Source organism: Mesorhizobium sp. WSM4311 (genome assembly GCF_002295115.1).
Lineage (GTDB): Bacteria > Pseudomonadota > Alphaproteobacteria > Rhizobiales > Rhizobiaceae > Mesorhizobium.
The window spans coordinates 419,571-435,413 of sequence record NZ_NSFV01000003.1 but is presented as its reverse complement, the minus strand read 5'-3'; the positions used below and the strand labels follow the sequence as shown (position 1 = coordinate 435,413).

The following is a 15,843-nucleotide window of genomic DNA, read 5'->3' as shown; positions in this document are numbered from 1 at the left end:
GTGGAGAGTCCCCCTCAGTCCTTCGCCCGCTCCACATAGGACCCATCGGCCGTCATCACCACCACGCGGGTGCCGGGCGCGATGTGCGGCGGCACTGCGGTGCGCACGCCGTTGGAAAGCACGGCGGGCTTGTAGGAGGACGATGCCGTCTGGCCCTTGGTCGTCGGCTCGGTCTCGACCACTTCGAAAGTGGCGCGCTGCGGCAGGACCAGGGAAATCGCGATGCCGTTGAACTGGGAAACCTGCACCGGCATGCCTTCCTGCAGATAGGGTGCCGCGTCGCCGACCACGGCTTCGCTCACCGCCACCTGGTCGTAGGTTTCCGGGTTCATGAAGTGAAAACCTTCGCCGTCGGCGTAGAGGAAGGTGTGCTCGCGCTCCTCGACATAGGCGCGCTCCACCTGCTCGGTGGTGCGGTAGCGCTCCGAAACCTTCACCCCGTCGCCGATGCGGCGCATGTCGAGCTGCGTCACGGGCGTGCCCTTGCCTGGGTGGATGTTTTCGGCAAAGAGGATCACATAAAGCTTGCCGTCCTTGTCGACGACATTGCCTTTGCGGAGCGAACTGGCGATGACTTTCACCACGGTTTTAAATCCTGCGAGAGTTAGTGGGCGTTTGCCGGCTTGTGCGGCGCTGGATGGGGGCCTAGCGCATCTTGGCGCGAACCGCCAGCCCCCCAGGTGCCTCGGCACGCCTTCAAATCGCCCATGACCGCCGCTTCGCCCTGGTGGACGCCGCATGTCCACGCCGACCGCCGCCCGCGCCTGATGCTGCGCAATGGGCTCACGTCAGCCTTGCGCGAGTGGTTCGCTCGTCACGATTTTGTCGAGGTGGAAACGGCAGCGCTGCAGGTCTCGCCCGGCAACGAGGCGCATCTGGCGGCTTTCGCCACGGAAGCGGTCGGGCCGGATGGCGCGCGCGCGCCACTCTATCTCCACACCTCGCCGGAATTCGCCTGCAAGAAGCTGCTCGCCGCCGGCGAGAACAGGATTTTCAGCCTCGGCGCCGTCTGGCGCAATCGCGAGCGCGGCCCCTTGCACCATCCCGAATTCACCATGCTCGAATGGTACCGGGTGGGCGAGACCTATGAGAGCCTGATGCGCGATTGCGCCGACCTGCTGGCGCTGGCCGCGACGAGGGCAGGGGCCACGCGCTTTTCCTTCCGGGGCCGCGAGTGCGATCCGTTCGGTGAGCCGGAACGGCTGACGGTGGCGGATGCCTTCTTGCGCCATGCCGGCATCGATCTGCTGGCCACGGTCGCCGCCGATGGCGGCACCGACCGGGACGCGCTCTACGCCGCGCTGGTTCGGGCAGGCCTGCGCACGGCGCCCGACGATAGCTGGGCCGACCTGTTCAGCCGGGTGATGGTGGAAAAGATCGAGCCCAATCTCGGCCTTGGCCGCGCCACCATTCTTTGCGAATATCCGGTCGCCGAGGCGGCGCTTGCCCGGCCAAGCCCGTGCGACCCGCGCGTCGCCGAGCGCTTCGAGCTCTATTGCTGCGGCGTCGAACTCGCCAACGGCTTTGGCGAACTGACCGATGTCGAGGAGCAGCGCCGGCGCTTCATGCTCGAAATGGACGAGAAAGAGCGCATCTATGGCGAGCGTTATCCTCTGGACGAGGATTTTCTCGCCGCCCTTGCCATCATGCCGCAAGCCAGCGGCATCGCGCTCGGCTTCGACCGGCTGGCTATGCTGGCCACTGGCGCGCAGAAAATAGAGGACGTGATCTGGACGCCGGTCGCCGGCTCTTGAGCCACAGGCCTCGTGGTGCCCCGTCTTAGTGCGCGAAAACCTGCTCCAGCGAGCGGAAACCCTTGAATTCCAGGGCGTTGCCGGAGGGATCGCGGATGAACAGCGTCGCTTGTTCGCCGGGCTCGCCCTTGAAGCGGACCATCGGCCGTTCCAGCCAGTCTATGTCGTCGCGCGCTTCCAGCCGGGTCGCCAGGCGCTGCCAGTCATCCATCAGCAGCACGGCGCCGAAATGCGGGATCGGCACCAGAATGCCGTCGACCTTGCCGTCGCTGGCGGCTTGCGCGGCCTGCGGCCGCAAATGCGCCGACATCTGGTGGCCGTAAAGATCGAAGTCCACCCAGGTCGCCGACGAGCGGCCGATCGCGCAGCCCAGCACTTCGCCATAGAAAGTGCGGGTTTCATCGAGATCACGGACCGGGAAGGCGAGATGGAAAGGCGTCATGAAGGATGCTCCGTGCGGGCTGCGGCCTGTTTTTGCGTCACAGGGTTCGCGATGGGAACCATGTAGTGATGCATTTTGATTGAAGCCTATGCCATTGCACAAGCCGGACCGGAACAATAGATGGGTGGGCGCGGCCGCAAGCTGGCCGCGACAAGCAGGATCACAGGCATGGCCGACACATCAGACGCTAAAAAACTGACCGACCGCGTCGCGGCGCTGGTCGAGGCCGCCAAGAAGGCCGGCGCCGATGCCGCCGACGCGGTCGCTGTGCGCGGCCGCTCCACCGGTGTGTCGGTTCGGCTCGGCAAGGTCGAGGCGACCGAATCGTCGGAGGCCGAGGATGTCTCGCTGCGCGTCTTCGTCGGCCGGAAAGTGGCGAGCGTCTCGGCCACTGCCGCATCCGATCCGGCGATGCTCGCCGAGCGCGCAGTTGCCATGGCGAAAGTCTCGCCCGAGGATCCCTATCAGGGTCTCGCCGATCCCGCGCTGCTGGCCAAACAGACACGCGATCTCGACCTGTTCGACGCCACCGACGTGTCGGCCGACCAGTTGAAGGAAGCAGCCCTTGCGTCCGAAGCGGCGGCACTTGCCGTCAAGGGTGTGACCAATTCGGCCGGCAGCGGCGCCAGTGCCGGGCTGGGCGGTATCGTGCTGGCCACCTCGCACGGCTTCATCGGCCACTATGTCGGCTCGCGCTTCTCGCGCTCCGCCAGCGTCATCGCCGGCGAGGGCACCGGCATGGAGCGCGACTATGAATTCTCCTCGCGCCAGCACTTTGCCGATCTCGATGCGCCGGAGGATATCGGCCGCAAGGCCGGCGAACGCGCCGTGCGCCGCATCGGCGCGCGCAAGGCGGCGACCGGGCCGGTCGACGTGGTGTTCGACCCGCGCGTCGCGCGCGGCATCGCCGGCCATCTTGCCGGCGCCATCAACGGCGCGTCCGTCGCGCGCAAGACCTCGTTCCTGCGCGACATGATGGGCAAGCAGGTGGCCGCGTCCGCCATCACCGTCACCGACGACCCGCTCAGGCCGCGTGGCCAGGCCTCGCGCCCGTTCGATGGCGAGGGCGTCGAGGGCGAAAAGCTTCTCATGGTCGAAAAGGGTGTGCTCAACCACTGGTTCCTGTCGACCTCGGCCGCGCGGGAACTGGGATTGATCACCAACGGCCGCGGATCGCGCAGCGGCTCCTCCGTGTCGCCATCCTCCACCAATCTCGCCATCGAACCGGGCGAACGCTCGCCGGAGGATTTGATCAAGTCGCTCAAGAGCGGCTTCTATGTCATCGAAGTGTTCGGCCAGGGCGTCGACATGGTGACCGGCGAATACAGCCGCGGCGCCTCGGGTTTCTGGATCGAGAACGGCGAACTTTCCTATCCGGTCGCCGAAGTCACCATTGCCTCGAACCTGAAGACCATGTTCCTCAACATGGTGCCGGCTGATGACCTCGACCGCAATTTCGGCACCGCCGCGCCGACGCTCCTGATCGAAGGCATGACCCTTGCCGGAGCCTGAACTGACCGCTGCCTCTTCCGGCGCCATTGGCGATCTGCCGTTGCTGCGCGACGCCGCCCGCGAGGCGGGTCTGATCGCCATGCAGTACTTCGGCAACAGCCCACAAGTCTGGATGAAGGGCGGCACCTCGCCGGTCAGCGAAGCGGATCATGCCGCGGACGCCTATCTGCGCCGCACGCTGCTGGCGGCGCGGCCGGACTATGGCTGGCTGTCGGAAGAGACGGTCGACGATCCAGCGCGGCTTTCGGCGCGCCGCACCTTCGTCGTCGATCCGATCGACGGCACGCGCGGCTTCCTCGAGGGACAGCGCACCTGGTGCGTCAGCGTCGCCGTGGTCGAAGCGGGCCGCACGCTTGCCGGCGTGCTCGAATGCCCGGCGATGGACGAGACCTACTGGGCGCTGCCCGGCCAGGGCGCGTTCCGCAACGGCAAGCGCATTGGCGTGCGCACGCTTGGCGACAAGGCCGAGATTTCAGGATTGAAGCAGCTGATCGAGCTGGTGCCGGCCGGCTGGCAGAAGCGGCTGGTGCGCGCGCCCTACAGCCCTTCGCTCGCCTACCGCCTGGCGATGATCGCCAACGGCGCGCTCGACGCCACCTTCGTCAAGCCGAATGCGCATGACTGGGACATCGCCGCCGCCGATCTCATCCTGCGCGAGGCCGGCGGGCTGTTGCTCGACCCGCTTGGCCGCGCGCCGCTCTATGCCGGCGAGGTGACCCGTCACGGCGCGCTCGCCGCCGGCAGCGGAGAATTGCTGGGGGTGCTCGTCGATGTCATCGCCGGGCTGGATGCGTGAAAGCACATTCGCAGGTTCCAAAGTCGGCGGCTTTGGTCTAGACCTGTCACAAACTCACAATATGTGAAGGACCGACATGACCGCGGAAGACGGGAAGAAACAGCTTTTGCATCTGGTGTTCGGCGGCGAACTGAAGAAGCTTGGGAGCACCGAGTTCCGCGATCTCGACGGGCTCGACATTGTCGGTATCTATCCCGATTATCAATCCGCGCACACGGCGTGGAAGGCCAAGGCGCAAGCCAGCGTGGACAATGCCCATATGCGTTATTTCGTCGTTCATCTGCACCGTCTGCTTGACCCCGACAACAAGGCTGCCGGTTGACTTCGATGGAGCATGACCTGGCGAAAGGGCCAGCCAGCGACACCGCGCCGACTCGCAGGGGCGGCAGCCGCGCGACCAAAACGTTCTGGCGCAAGGTGCGCGAACCGCTCGCGCAGTCACGATTCGTCAAGAACGCCATTGCCAGCCTGCTCGCGCAGTTCGTACGGCTGGTTCGCCTGACCAGCCCCCTGGTCGCCGGATCGGCGCGCTTTGCGGGCGGCGCCTATGCCGAATTCGAGCCCGGCATCATCGCCCTGTGGCACGGCCAGCATCTTTTGACGCCGGCCTACTACCCCAAGCGCAAGCCGCTGGTCGCCATGGTGTCGCGCAGCGCCGATGCCGAGCTCAACGCGCTGATGCTGGAGAAATTCGGCATCGAGGCGGTGCGCGGGTCCGGCGGGCGCGACAATGCCCGCCATCTCGACAAGGGTGGCGCCAAGGCCCTGATTGCCCTCAAAAAGTCGCTCACCGCCGGCAAGAACGTCGCCATGATCGCAGACATTCCGCATGGCACGCCGCGCGACGCAGGGCTCGGTATCGTTCTCCTGGCGCGCCTTTCGGGCCGGCCGCTGCTGCCTGTCGCCATCGCCACCAGCCGCCGCAAGGTGCTGGAAAAGAGCTGGGACAAGACCACCATCAACCTGCCTTTCGGCCGGTCCGCCGTGACCATCGGCGCGCCGATCTTTGTCGCGGCCGACGCCGATGACGCCGAAATGGAGCGCAAGCGCCAGGAAATCACCACCGCGCTCAATGCCGCGACGGCAGAGGCTTATCGTCTCGTGGATGGCCGGCGATGAGCGGTCGCTGGGCGCGCGCCATGCTGACCGCATACCGTTTCGCCGGTGCCGCGGCCTATCCGCTGGTCGGGCCCTATGTCGCCTGGCGCACCTCGCGCGGCAAGGAAGACCGCCACCGTCGCCGCGAGCGCTATGGCGTCGCCGGCCGCCCGCGCCCCGAAGGGCCCGTGATCTGGATCCACGCCGCGAGCGTCGGCGAGACCCTGGCCGTGGTGCCGCTGGTCGAGAGCATTCTCGATTATGGCGTCAACATCGTGCTGACGACCGGCACGGTGACATCGGCCCAGGTCGCCGACGAGCGGCTCGGCGACCGCATCATCCACCAATATGTGCCGCTCGACCTCAAGCCGGCGGTCAGCCGGTTCCTCGATCACTGGCAGCCGGACCTTGCGATCATCGCTGAATCCGAGATCTGGCCGATGACCATCCTCGAGCTTGGCGCGCGCCACGTGCCGCAGGTGCTGGTCAATGGCAGGCTGTCCGACCGCTCTTTCACCTCGTGGAAGAAGCGCGCCAACATCGCCGAGGCGCTGTTCGAGAATCTCGCCCATGTCGTTGCCCAGTCCGATGTCGACGGCGAGCGTTTTCGCGTGCTTGGCGCCCGGCCGGTCACGGTGTCGGGCAACCTCAAGGTCGACACCAACCCGCCGCCCGTCGACGAACGGGTGCTGGCCGGCTTGCAGCGGCAGGTCGGCGGCCGCCCGACCTGGGCGGCGATCTCGACCCATGACGGCGAGGAAGTGGTGGCGGCGGAAGTCCATGCGATGCTGCACAAGCGTCACCATGGTCTGTTGACGATCGTCGTTCCGCGCCATCCTGATCGCGCCGAAAACCTTGCCGCGCAGATTTCCGGCATGGGGCTGAAGGTCGCGCGCCGCAGCAAGGGCGACCGTATCGGGCCCGACACCGATATCCTGCTCGGCGACACGATCGGCGAGATGGGGCTCTATCTCCGGTTGACCGAAATCGCTTTCGTCGGCCGCTCGCTGACCTCCGAGGGCGGGCAGAATCCGCTCGAGCCGGCCATGCTCGACACAGCGGTTCTGGCCGGCCGCAATGTGCAGAATTTCCGCGAGGCCTATCAGCGCCTGATCGACAGCGGCGGCGCCAAGCTGGTGCGCGATCGCGACATGCTGGCCGGGGCCGTCAACTTCCTTTTGACCAACGAAGTGGCGCGCCATGAGATGATGGCGGCCGGTGTGGCGACCGTCGACGAGATGCGCGGCGCGCTGGCGCGCACGCTGAAATCGCTCGAACCCTATATCCAGCCGCTGGTCGTCAAGTCGCGCCTGAAGGGCGCCAACGGGCGCTAGCGTGGCCTCCGAAGCACCACCATTCTGGTGGGAAGAGCCGGACTGGAAAGTCCTGGCGCTGTCGCCGCTGTCGGCCGTCTATGCGCTCGTTGCCGGCCGCGGCATGCGGCGGGCCAGGCGTGAGAAGATCGAGGCACCGGTCCTGTGCGTCGGCAATTTCACCGTTGGCGGCACCGGCAAGACACCGGTCGCCATCGCGCTCGCCCAACAGGCCAAGCGCATGCGGCTGAAGCCCGGCTTCCTGTCGCGCGGCCATGGCGGTTCGTTCGCCGAACCGCATGTCGTCGATATCAATCACGATGCCGCCAAGCATGTCGGCGACGAGCCGCTGCTGCTGGCCGAACACGCCCCGGTCGCGGTGACGCCGAACCGCGCCGCCGGCGCCCGGCTGCTCTTGGCAAAGCATGGCTGCGATTTCCTGATCATGGATGATGGCTTTCAGAGCGCGCGCATCCATATCGACTATGCGCTGATCGTCGTCGACGCCCGCTACGGCATCGGCAATGGCCGCGTCATTCCGGGCGGCCCGCTCAGGGCAAAGATCGTTGACCAACTGGTCTTCACCAGCGGGCTGTTGAAGATGGGCGAGGGCACCGCCGCCGATGCCGTGGTGCGCCAGGCGGCGCGTGCCGGCCGGCCAATCTTCGAGGCGCACACGGAGCCCCGCAGCAAGACCGGGCTTGCCGGCAAGCGGTTCCTGGCCTTCGCCGGCATCGGCCATCCCGACAAATTCTTCGACACGGTGCGCGAGGCCGGCGGTGAGGTGGTCCTCTCAAAACCCTTTCCGGACCATCATTTCTACGCCGAGGACGAACTCGGCGAACTGGCGGTGACGGCGCGCGCCGAAGGGCTGGGGCTCATCACCACGGCCAAGGACGCCGCCCGGTTGCGCCACGGCGCCTCGCAGGACTTTCTCGACAGGCTCGAGGTGCTGGAAATCGACACGGTTTTCGAGCTCGACCATGTGCCCGAGCGCATCATCGAGGAAACGCTCGATGCCTGGCGGCAGCGCAGGCTGAGAAGCTAGCTACGCTTGCGCAGCTCCGGATGCATCTCGATTTCGCGGCGCAGCGAAGCGGTGGCATTGACGTAGGGCTCCTGCCTGGCGACGCTCCAGTATTTCAGCTCGTCCAGGGGGATGTTTTCCCCGGTCACCGCACAGCGCACGAACGAGCCGGGACTGGTGACCTGGAAATCGCCATCGAGATAGCGGATGCGGGCTTCCTTGCCGCCCGGGCCTTCGAAACGGTTCATCATGCGGTGGTGCCAAGTGTCATACAGATTTCATCGCCACAAATCCGCGGCCGGGTCAAGCTTGCGACAAGCCTCGGACAATGCTGAGGCACTAGGACAGGTGCGAAAAGCGCTTTTATCGGGGGCATGATGGATATTTCTTCCGCCCGCCTGGCTTCCTTGCTCAAGGAGGCGATGACGCCGCAACCCGTGCCGTCGGCGAAGGCCGATCCGGTCAGGACGGCGCTGGTCAGGGAACTGGTCCAGCCCGCCGCGCCCTCTTTGTTCGCGCAACGCACGGCGCCCGCTTTGCTGGCGATGCCGGCGGCGCCGATGGCCGTCAAATCGCAGCAGATTGCTTCTTCCGGCATCGTCGAGGCCTATCAGGCCCAGCTCGACACACGGGACGAGGCGGTGTTGGCAACGGTACTGGCGAGGAGAACAGCGCCCGAAGCCGAAACGCAGCGCGGCGCCGTGCCGCCTTCGGCAACGGCCAATGACAACGCGCCCGCCAGGGCTGCCGGGGTGTCCTTGTTGTCGTTTATCCCGTCGCAGGTTCCGGTGCCGCAAAACGCCGCCATGGGGATGTCGTCGGGACGGCGAAGGCCAGCCAATCAATCTCACGCCGCCGCCGTACCCAATCCCGAGGGCCTGCTGGTGAGAATCGGCTTTGTTTCGATCATGACCGGTTTGCTGGCAACAATGATGTTCGGATTCGTTCTGCTGCTGCTTCGCTGAACGAATCGAAGATAGGCCGGGAGACCTATCGCTCCGCTTCGATGAACGCCTCGATCTTGTCCGGCGCCAATCCGGCCTGCCGCGCGATGCGGCGGGCAAGGTCGGCCGCCGCCGTGCGCGGCCGTCCCAGCGGCCGGTCGAGCCAATAGGAAACCGGGTTGAGCGCGGTACGCTCGTCGACCGCGGTGATGCGGCCAGACTGCAGCTGATGTCCGGTTAGCGGCGGACGCGCCAGCGCGATGCCGAGCCCATAGGCTGCGGCATCGAGCACCAGGTTGTAGTCCTCGAAGCGGCGATCCTGCGGGCGCGGGCGATAGTCCATGCCTTGCGCGGCGAACCAGGCACGCCAGCCGGAGGCGTCGGAATCGTTGATCAGCGGAAATTTAAGCAGCCGGGCCGGGTCGCCGCGCCCGATGTCCCGTGCCAGCTCGGTCGATGCGACAGGGAAGACATGTTCCTCGAACAGCTGCACCGAAACACGGCCCGGAATGACTCCACGGCCGCAGCGGATCGACAGATCGATGCCTTCATCGGCAAGGTCGGCCTGGCGGATGTCGACGTCGAGCACGATGCGCAGCTTGGAAGGATTGTTCTCCAGCGCGGCCATGCGCGGCATCAGCCACAGCCCGCTCACCGAGGGGATCGAGGTCAGCCGCACCACCGCCGTGCCGCGCGGCTCGACCCAGCGGTCGGAATGGCTCGAAATCAGCGCGAAAGCCTCCGACGTGCGCAGATGCAGCCGGTTGCCTTCGATCGTCAGCGTCACGCCGCGCGCGCCGCGATCGAACACTTTCAGGCCCAGCCAGTCCTCGAGCTTGGCGATCTGACGGCTGATGGCCCCGTGGGTGATGTTGAGCTTTTCGGCGGCCGCGGAAAAACTGCCGGTTCGTGCCGCCGCGTCGAAGGCACGCAGGGTTTCGAGCGGCACCATTGTGTCTGAGCTGTGATCCATAGTCACAGGTGATCCTCGATTTGGTCGTTTGTCAACAGGCGGGAAAAGGCGTTTTGTGGCCTCCAGGACGGGAACAGCATGAGGACGGTGAGATGAGCGCGATGACGGGCACGTTGAATCAGACACAGCGGATGGACACCACGGCCGCCATCGCCGTGGCGCTGACGGTGGTCGGCTGGGCCTCTGCTTTTCCGGCCATCCGCGCCGGCCTTGCCGCCTTCGGGCCGCTGGAACTGGGCTCCCTGCGCTTTGCCATCGCCGCGGTGCCGGCGGCGATCTTCCTTGCAGTCAAGCGTCCGGCGCTGCCCAGGCTCGACGAGGTGTGGCGCCTCGTCTTTGGCGGGGCAATTTTCGTCGCGCTCTACACCGCCATGCTCAATTTCGGCGAGCTGACCGTCTCGGCTGGAGCCGCCGGCTTCATCATCAATGTCAGCCCGATCTTCACCGCCATCATGGCGATGGCGCTTCTGGGCGAACGCTTTTCAAGGTGGGCCTGGGCTGGCACGGCGATATCCTTCGCCGGCATCGGCGTCATAGCAATGGCAGACGGACAAGGCTTGCATTTCAATGCTGGCGCACTGCTCGTGCTTGGCTCCGCGCTCTGTTCGGCCGTCAACACCATCGTCCAGAAGCCGCTATTTGCCCGCCATCACCCGTTGACCATCTCGGCCTCCAACATGGTGCTCGGAGCGCTTTGCCTGTCCCCCTTTCTGCCGAGCGGCTTTGCGCAGGCAGCCGTCGCCAACACCGCCGGCCTCGGCGCCGTGATCTTTCTCGGCATCGTGCCGAGCCTGATCGCCTATGCCGCCTGGGCGACGGCCTTATCGCGCCTGCCGGCAGCGCGCGCCTCGAACTTCCTCTACCTGGTTTCGCCGATGTCTGCCCTGATCGGCTTCTTCTGGCTGGGCGAAGTGCCGACACTGCTCGGCATCCTCGGCGGCGCGCTGGCGCTCGGCGGTGTCATCGTGGTGAATTTGAAGAGGTGATGCGAGCGGTACTTGACTGTTGGCGGGGTACTCAGCTGACTAGAGATACGGGCGCAGCAGCGAGTTGAGAATGCCGAAGACGTTTTTTCGGGACGCATCGACGTTTCGCCCGATCGCGATTGGCTACGGCAGCTGTATTGCTGCTGACCGGATCACCGTGGACGGCGCGCAAGTCGGCTATCTCTACCGCGAAACGCCAGATCATCCGGCCGACAGCGGTTGGCGCTTTTTCGCCGGTGATGAATCTGACGAGTACACCGATAACCCAAATAATTTTGGCTTGTACGATGTCAATACAATTGCGAATTACGACCCGCTTATAGCGTCCTGCTTAGAAGCTCCTTTCGGAACTGCCTTTTTTAGAGTCGAAGGAAAATTCGTCCGTGAGAAGTTCGAACCTCTGGACGAAGTTTGAATTCGTAAACGACCGAAGAGAAAGCACTGCGGCGAGCATCCACCTACCGCCGCCCGAACAGCCGCTCGATATCGGCGAGCTTCAGCTCGATATAGGTCGGGCGGCCATGGTTGCAGGTGCCGGATCCCGGCGTCGCTTCCATCTGGCGCAGCAGCGCGTTCATCTCCTCGGCCTTGAGCAGCCGGCCGGAACGCACCGAGCCGTGGCAGGCCATGGTGGCGGCGATCTTGTCCAGCCTTTCCGTGAGTGTATCGACCGTGTCGTTGTCGGCGATCTCGTCGGCGAGGTCGCGCACCAATTGCCGGACATTGGTTTCGCCCAGCATCGACGGCGTCTCGCGCACGGCAACAGCGCCCGGGCCGAAACGCTCGATGCCGAGACCGAAGCGGGCGAGCGTTTCGGAATGCATGGCGAGCCGCTCGGCGTCCTCTTCCGGCAGATCGATGATCTCCGGCAGGAGCAGCATCTGCGAGGGGACGGGTCGCGAGTGCAGCGCGTTCTTCAAGGCTTCATAGACCAGCCGCTCATGCGCCGCGTGCTGGTCGACGATGACGAGCGAATCCCTGGTCTGGGCAACGATGTAGTTTTCGTGCACCTGGGCGCGCGCCGCACCGAGCACCGTGCCAAGCAGCGTATCGGCCGCCTCGCTCTGTCCGGCGCGCGCATCGGCGCTGGCGAGCGGGCCGGTATCAAACGCCGCCTGGCCGGGTTCACCAAACCCGCCATTCCTTGCGCCTGCGCCTTCGAAACCCGCACCCGCGAATTGCATGTCGAGCGGCCGCTGCGGCGAGCGCGAGGGATCGAAACCGGTGGAGCCGGAAGCGCGGTAGGCCGCTTCGTAGCTGCGATGGCCATTGGCCGGGCCGCCATGATTGTAAGGCGCGGCACCGGGCCGGAACGCCGCCACCATGCCCGCGGCTCCCGTCGTGGCCGAGCGGATGCCGGCATCGGCCAGGGCCTGGCGGATGGCGCCGACGATCAGCCCGCGCACCAGGCCCGGATCGCGGAAGCGCACATCGGCCTTGGCCGGGTGGACATTGACGTCGACGATGGCCGGATCGAGCGTAAGAAACAGCACCGTCACCGCGTGGCGGTCACGCGGCAGCACATCGGCGAAGGCGCCGCGGATGGCGCCGGCGATCAGCTTGTCGCGCACCGGCCTGCCGTTGACATAGGCATATTGCTGCAGCGCGTTGGCGCGGGTGAAGGACGGGATCGACACATGGCCGGTCAGGTGCACGCCTTCGCGCATCGCGTCGATGGCGATGGAATTGTCGGGAAATTCGGCTCCCATCACCTGGGCGACGCGGCGCAGGCTGCCTTCCGGACTGTCGTCGGTCGCCGGCAATTCCAGCGTCGAGCGGTCGGAACCCGCCAGCGTGAACCGCACGGCCGGGAAGGCGATGGCGATGCGCTTGACCACATCGCTGGTCGCCGAGCTTTCAGCCCGCTCGCCCTTCATGAATTTGAGCCGCGCCGGCGTGGCGAAGAACAGGTCGCGCACCTCGACGGTTGTGCCGCGGTTGGCTGCCGCCGGTCTGACGGGCAGCACGCGGCCGCCCTCTATGCCGATCTCGGCGGCGCTGTCGCCCAAAGCCGTGCGCGAGCGGATCGACAGCCGCGATACCGAGCCGATCGACGGCAGCGCCTCGCCGCGAAAGCCGAGCGAGCGGATGTCGTTGATATCCTCGGCGAGTTTGGAGGTGCAGTGGCGCGCGATCGCCAGCGAAAGCTCCGGCTCGGGGATGCCGGAACCGTCATCAGTGACGCGGATCAGGTTCAGCCCGCCACCTGAGGTGACGATTTCGATGCGTGATGCGCCAGCATCGAGCGCATTCTCGACCAGTTCCTTGACCACGCTCGCCGGACGCTCGATGACTTCGCCGGCGGCGATCTGGTTGATCATCGTTTCGGAAAGCTGGCGAATGGGCATGGCGACAGTATAGGAGGATTCGTGTCGTGCGGGCGAGGGCGAACTGCGGTGGAACGGTGAAACGGCTTTATGCCTGCGCCGCCAGCCAGTCCCTTACCTTGCGGGCATTGTCGCTGAGCTCCCGGTTCTTCGGCCACACGACGTAGAACGCCTTGCCGGTCTTGAGCACGTGGTCCGTCACCTGCACCAGAAGTCCCGTCGCCAGCAGCCGCTCGGCAAGGTGCCGCCAGCCGAGCGCGATGCCTTGCCCCTCCATCACGCCCTGGATGACCAGGCCATAATCATTGATGCGCAGGCCGCGCGCGGCGTCGCCGAGGCTGCCGCCGGCCGACTGGAACCATTCGTCCCAACTCGCCGCCTCGCGATACGGCTCCTCCAGATGGATGAGACGGTGCTTGGCCAATTCCCCGACGGTCTTCGGCATGCCGAACTTGGCCAGGTAGCTGGTGCCGGCGACGGGGAAGATCTCCTCATCGGCAAGCGGCAACGAATGGTAGTCCGGCCAGTCCCGGGGCTCGCCGCCGCGCACGGCGAGCGGGATGCCTTCGGCGATGATGTCGAGGTCGCGGTCGGCGGTCTGGATGCGCAGGTCGATGCCCGGCAATTCGTCACGGAACTGCTGCAGGCGCGGCATCATCCAGAACGAGCCGAAGGCGGTCGATGCGGCGAGCGTCACGTGGCCGCCGGTCGCCTGCAGGCGCAGATCCTCGGCCGACTTGCGGATATGCGACAGCCCCAGCGAGACATCGGCGTGGAAGCGTTCGCCGGCTTCGGTCAGGCTGACTTGTCGGTGGCGGCGCTGGAACAGCTTGGCGCCGAGCTGCTCTTCCAGCCCCCGCACCGCGTAGGAGACGGCTGCCTGCGTCATGCCGAGCTCGCGCCCGGCGGCGGTGAAGCTCGACAGCCGGCCGGCCGCCTCGAAGACGATCAGGCTGCCGGCGGAGGGCAGGAGGTGGCGCAGGCTTCGCATAAGCACAGCTTATACAGAAGATCAGGATTTTCCAGCGTCACAGCCATATTTCGGGTCGCTAACGTGGTGGCGGGAAGAAGGAGGCTCCATGAACGTACCGGCCGTCGAATTGACCGAACAGACCCACCGCCGCGGCGGTGGCCGTGTTGGCCGCAAGGCGCTCAGAAGCGCGCCGATCGCTTCCTTTCCGACCTTGGTTCGCAACATCCCCGTCTATGAGATCGTGCCTAACGAGGCGGTGGAACTGATCCACGAGGAATCGCTCAAGATCCTCGAGGAGGTGGGCTGCGAATTCCGCGACGACGGCGCGATCGAACTCTGGAAGGCGGTCGGTGCCGACGTCAGGGAGACGCGTGTCCGCATCGACCGCGCGCTGCTGATGGAGCTCGTCTCGAAGGTTCCGTCGGAGTTCACGCTCAATGCACGCAACCCCGAGCGCACCGTGCGCGTCGGCGGCAAGAACTCGATTTTCGTGCCGATGTATGGCGCGCCCTACGTCCGCGACCTCGACAATGTCAGGCGCTATGGCACGCTCGCCGACCTCAACAATTTCCACAAAATGGCCTACATGGCGCCGGCGCTGCATTCCTCGAGCTCGGTGATCTGCGAGCCGATGGAAATCGCGGTGCCGAAACGGCATCTGCACATCATCCACTCGGCGCTGAAGCATTCCGACAAGCCGTTCATGGGCATCGTGACGTCGAAGGAGCGCGCCGAGGACACGATGGCGATGGCCGGCATCGTCTTTGGCGAGGCGTTCGTACGCGACAACCCTGTGCTGGTGGCAATCACCAACTGCAATTCGCCGCTGGTATGGGACGCCACCATGATCGACGCCATGCGGGTCTACGCGAGCCACAACCAGCCGCTGATCCTGGCGCCTTTCGCGCTGTGCGGCGCTTCGACCTCGGCTTCTGCCGTCGGCGCGGTGGCGCAGGTCAACGCCGAGGCGCTTGCCGGCGTGGCGCTGACCCAGCTCATCCGCCCAGGCTCGCCGCAAATCTACGGCCAATTCATGGTCACGGTCGACATGAAGACCGGCGCGCCGATGGGCGGCACCCCGGAGGCCGCCCAGATGATGTATCTGATGGGCGCGCTGGCGCGGAAATACCGGCTGCCGTGGCGCACCTCGGGATTCCATGTCGGCTCGAAGCTGAACGACGCTCAGGCGGGTTACGAATCGAACATGCTCATGCATGCCGCCATCCTGTCCGGCGCCAACTACATCTGGCATTCCGCCGGCTGGCTGGAAGCCGGCCTGACTTGCGGCTATTCGAAATTCGCGACGGACTGCGAGCAGCTTGTCGGCTGGTACAAATACGCCGGGGGGGTGTCCTTCGACGATTTCAAGGAGGCCATGGCTGCGATCCGCGAGGTTGGGCCGCAGGGCCATTTCCTCGGCACCCAGCACACGCTCGAACATTTCGAGTCCGCCTTCTTCATGCCCTCGATCATGGATTTCAACTCCTACGAACAATGGAATGCCGAAGGGGCGAAGGACCACGACACGCGCGGCCGCGAGAAGGCGCGCAACATGCTCGCCGATTACGAGGAACCGAAGCTCGACGAGGGTATTGCCGAGGGTCTCAGGGATTTGATCGCGCGGCGCGAGGAGAAGCTGCCGGATACGGTGAGTTGACGCAAAGGGCGAAGATCCGACGGGGACCATAAGGGAGGAAG

At 65.6% G+C, this 15,843-nt stretch carries 17 protein-coding genes; 11 read left to right on the top strand and 6 right to left on the bottom strand.

Features of this window, described 5'->3' with window-relative positions:
- Positions 1-14: 14 nt before the first annotated feature.
- Positions 15-584, bottom strand: coding sequence for an elongation factor P (efp, locus tag CK226_RS09395; protein WP_010915481.1), 570 nt, complete (start codon positions 582-584; stop codon positions 15-17).
- A gap of 123 nt (positions 585-707) precedes the next feature.
- Between efp and epmA the strand changes: the two genes are divergently transcribed.
- Positions 708-1,754, top strand: a complete 1,047-nt coding sequence (gene epmA / locus CK226_RS09390; RefSeq protein ID WP_095791655.1) for an EF-P lysine aminoacylase EpmA — start codon at positions 708-710, stop codon at positions 1,752-1,754.
- A gap of 25 nt (positions 1,755-1,779) precedes the next feature.
- Here epmA and CK226_RS09385 read toward each other — a convergent pair whose 3' ends face one another.
- Complete coding sequence (locus CK226_RS09385; protein ID WP_027042200.1) at positions 1,780-2,196, bottom strand: VOC family protein; 417 nt, start codon at positions 2,194-2,196, stop codon at positions 1,780-1,782.
- Positions 2,197-2,364: 168 nt separating this feature from the next.
- Here CK226_RS09385 and CK226_RS09380 point away from each other — a divergent pair, with 168 nt between their 5' ends.
- The 6 genes from CK226_RS09380 to lpxK all read left to right on the top strand — a co-directional run bounded on the left by CK226_RS09380 (position 2,365) and on the right by lpxK (position 7,963).
- Positions 2,365-3,708, top strand: a complete 1,344-nt coding sequence (locus tag CK226_RS09380; RefSeq protein WP_095791850.1) for a TldD/PmbA family protein — start codon at positions 2,365-2,367, stop codon at positions 3,706-3,708.
- Complete coding sequence (locus CK226_RS09375) at positions 3,695-4,504, top strand: 3'(2'),5'-bisphosphate nucleotidase CysQ (RefSeq protein WP_095791654.1); 810 nt, start codon at positions 3,695-3,697, stop codon at positions 4,502-4,504. The genes CK226_RS09380 and CK226_RS09375 overlap by 14 nt, the downstream gene beginning before the upstream one ends.
- 76 nt (positions 4,505-4,580) lie before the next feature.
- Positions 4,581-4,826: a DUF4170 domain-containing protein gene (locus CK226_RS09370; protein ID WP_095770531.1), complete on the top strand. Its 246-nt coding sequence runs from the start codon at positions 4,581-4,583 to the stop codon at positions 4,824-4,826.
- A gap of 5 nt (positions 4,827-4,831) precedes the next feature.
- A complete protein-coding gene (locus tag CK226_RS09365; protein ID WP_095770530.1) occupies positions 4,832-5,623 on the top strand; it encodes a lysophospholipid acyltransferase family protein in 792 nt (263 codons plus the stop codon).
- Positions 5,620-6,936, top strand: a complete 1,317-nt coding sequence (gene waaA / locus CK226_RS09360; RefSeq protein ID WP_095791653.1) for a lipid IV(A) 3-deoxy-D-manno-octulosonic acid transferase — start codon at positions 5,620-5,622, stop codon at positions 6,934-6,936. The genes CK226_RS09365 and waaA overlap by 4 nt, the downstream gene beginning before the upstream one ends.
- A gap of 1 nt (position 6,937) precedes the next feature.
- On the top strand, positions 6,938-7,963 hold the full coding sequence (gene lpxK, locus CK226_RS09355) for a tetraacyldisaccharide 4'-kinase (RefSeq protein WP_095770528.1): 1,026 nt from the start codon (positions 6,938-6,940) through the stop codon (positions 7,961-7,963).
- Here lpxK and CK226_RS09350 read toward each other — a convergent pair.
- Positions 7,960-8,193, bottom strand: a complete 234-nt coding sequence (locus CK226_RS09350; protein ID WP_095770527.1) for a DUF2093 domain-containing protein — start codon at positions 8,191-8,193, stop codon at positions 7,960-7,962. The two genes, lpxK and CK226_RS09350, sit on opposite strands and share 4 nt — an antisense overlap.
- Before the next feature lie 156 nt (positions 8,194-8,349).
- Here CK226_RS09350 and CK226_RS09345 point away from each other — a divergent pair, with 156 nt between their 5' ends.
- On the top strand, positions 8,350-8,907 hold the full coding sequence (locus CK226_RS09345; RefSeq protein ID WP_245317981.1) for a hypothetical protein: 558 nt from the start codon (positions 8,350-8,352) through the stop codon (positions 8,905-8,907).
- 25 nt (positions 8,908-8,932) lie between these two features.
- Here the strand turns inward: CK226_RS09345 and CK226_RS09340 are convergent, their stop codons facing one another.
- Complete coding sequence (locus tag CK226_RS09340) at positions 8,933-9,859, bottom strand: LysR family transcriptional regulator (protein ID WP_095770525.1); 927 nt, start codon at positions 9,857-9,859, stop codon at positions 8,933-8,935.
- 92 nt (positions 9,860-9,951) lie between these two features.
- Between CK226_RS09340 and CK226_RS09335 the strand changes: the two genes are divergently transcribed.
- Together CK226_RS09335 and CK226_RS09330 are read left to right on the top strand one after the other, a co-directional pair.
- On the top strand, positions 9,952-10,845 hold the full coding sequence (locus CK226_RS09335; protein WP_095788379.1) for a DMT family transporter: 894 nt from the start codon (positions 9,952-9,954) through the stop codon (positions 10,843-10,845).
- A gap of 70 nt (positions 10,846-10,915) precedes the next feature.
- Positions 10,916-11,260: a DUF2185 domain-containing protein gene (locus tag CK226_RS09330; protein ID WP_095770523.1), complete on the top strand. Its 345-nt coding sequence runs from the start codon at positions 10,916-10,918 to the stop codon at positions 11,258-11,260.
- A gap of 43 nt (positions 11,261-11,303) precedes the next feature.
- On the opposite strand, the gene mutL is transcribed toward CK226_RS09330, so the two are convergent.
- A complete protein-coding gene (gene mutL, locus CK226_RS09325) occupies positions 11,304-13,193 on the bottom strand; it encodes a DNA mismatch repair endonuclease MutL (RefSeq protein WP_095791652.1) in 1,890 nt (629 codons plus the stop codon).
- Positions 13,194-13,260: 67 nt separating this feature from the next.
- The gene (locus tag CK226_RS09320; RefSeq protein ID WP_095791651.1) at positions 13,261-14,163 is read right to left on the bottom strand and encodes a LysR substrate-binding domain-containing protein; all 903 of its coding nucleotides are present in this window, start codon (positions 14,161-14,163) and stop codon (positions 13,261-13,263) included.
- A gap of 88 nt (positions 14,164-14,251) precedes the next feature.
- Here CK226_RS09320 and CK226_RS09315 point away from each other — a divergent pair, with 88 nt between their 5' ends.
- A complete protein-coding gene (locus tag CK226_RS09315; protein ID WP_095791650.1) occupies positions 14,252-15,802 on the top strand; it encodes a trimethylamine methyltransferase family protein in 1,551 nt (516 codons plus the stop codon).
- Positions 15,803-15,843: the final 41 nt, after the last annotated feature.

Bases quoted from the DNA above. Each gene is read 5' to 3' on its own strand.
- epmA (WP_095791655.1), top strand. From the start codon at position 708: ATGACCGCCGCTTCGCCCTGGTGGACGCCGCATGTCCACGCCGACCGC.
- CK226_RS09385 (WP_027042200.1), bottom strand. From the start codon at position 2,196: ATGACGCCTTTCCATCTCGCCTTCCCGGTCCGTGATCTCGATGAAACC.
- CK226_RS09380 (WP_095791850.1), top strand. From the start codon at position 2,365: ATGGCCGACACATCAGACGCTAAAAAACTGACCGACCGCGTCGCGGCG.
- CK226_RS09370 (WP_095770531.1), top strand. From the start codon at position 4,581: ATGACCGCGGAAGACGGGAAGAAACAGCTTTTGCATCTGGTGTTCGGC.
- CK226_RS09365 (WP_095770530.1), top strand. From the start codon at position 4,832: ATGGAGCATGACCTGGCGAAAGGGCCAGCCAGCGACACCGCGCCGACT.
- waaA (WP_095791653.1), top strand. From the start codon at position 5,620: ATGAGCGGTCGCTGGGCGCGCGCCATGCTGACCGCATACCGTTTCGCC.
- CK226_RS09350 (WP_095770527.1), bottom strand. From the start codon at position 8,193: ATGATGAACCGTTTCGAAGGCCCGGGCGGCAAGGAAGCCCGCATCCGC.
- CK226_RS09340 (WP_095770525.1), bottom strand. From the start codon at position 9,859: ATGGATCACAGCTCAGACACAATGGTGCCGCTCGAAACCCTGCGTGCC.
- CK226_RS09335 (WP_095788379.1), top strand. From the start codon at position 9,952: ATGAGCGCGATGACGGGCACGTTGAATCAGACACAGCGGATGGACACC.
- CK226_RS09330 (WP_095770523.1), top strand. From the start codon at position 10,916: ATGCCGAAGACGTTTTTTCGGGACGCATCGACGTTTCGCCCGATCGCG.
- mutL (WP_095791652.1), bottom strand. From the start codon at position 13,193: ATGCCCATTCGCCAGCTTTCCGAAACGATGATCAACCAGATCGCCGCC.
- CK226_RS09320 (WP_095791651.1), bottom strand. From the start codon at position 14,163: ATGCGAAGCCTGCGCCACCTCCTGCCCTCCGCCGGCAGCCTGATCGTC.
- CK226_RS09315 (WP_095791650.1), top strand. From the start codon at position 14,252: ATGAACGTACCGGCCGTCGAATTGACCGAACAGACCCACCGCCGCGGC.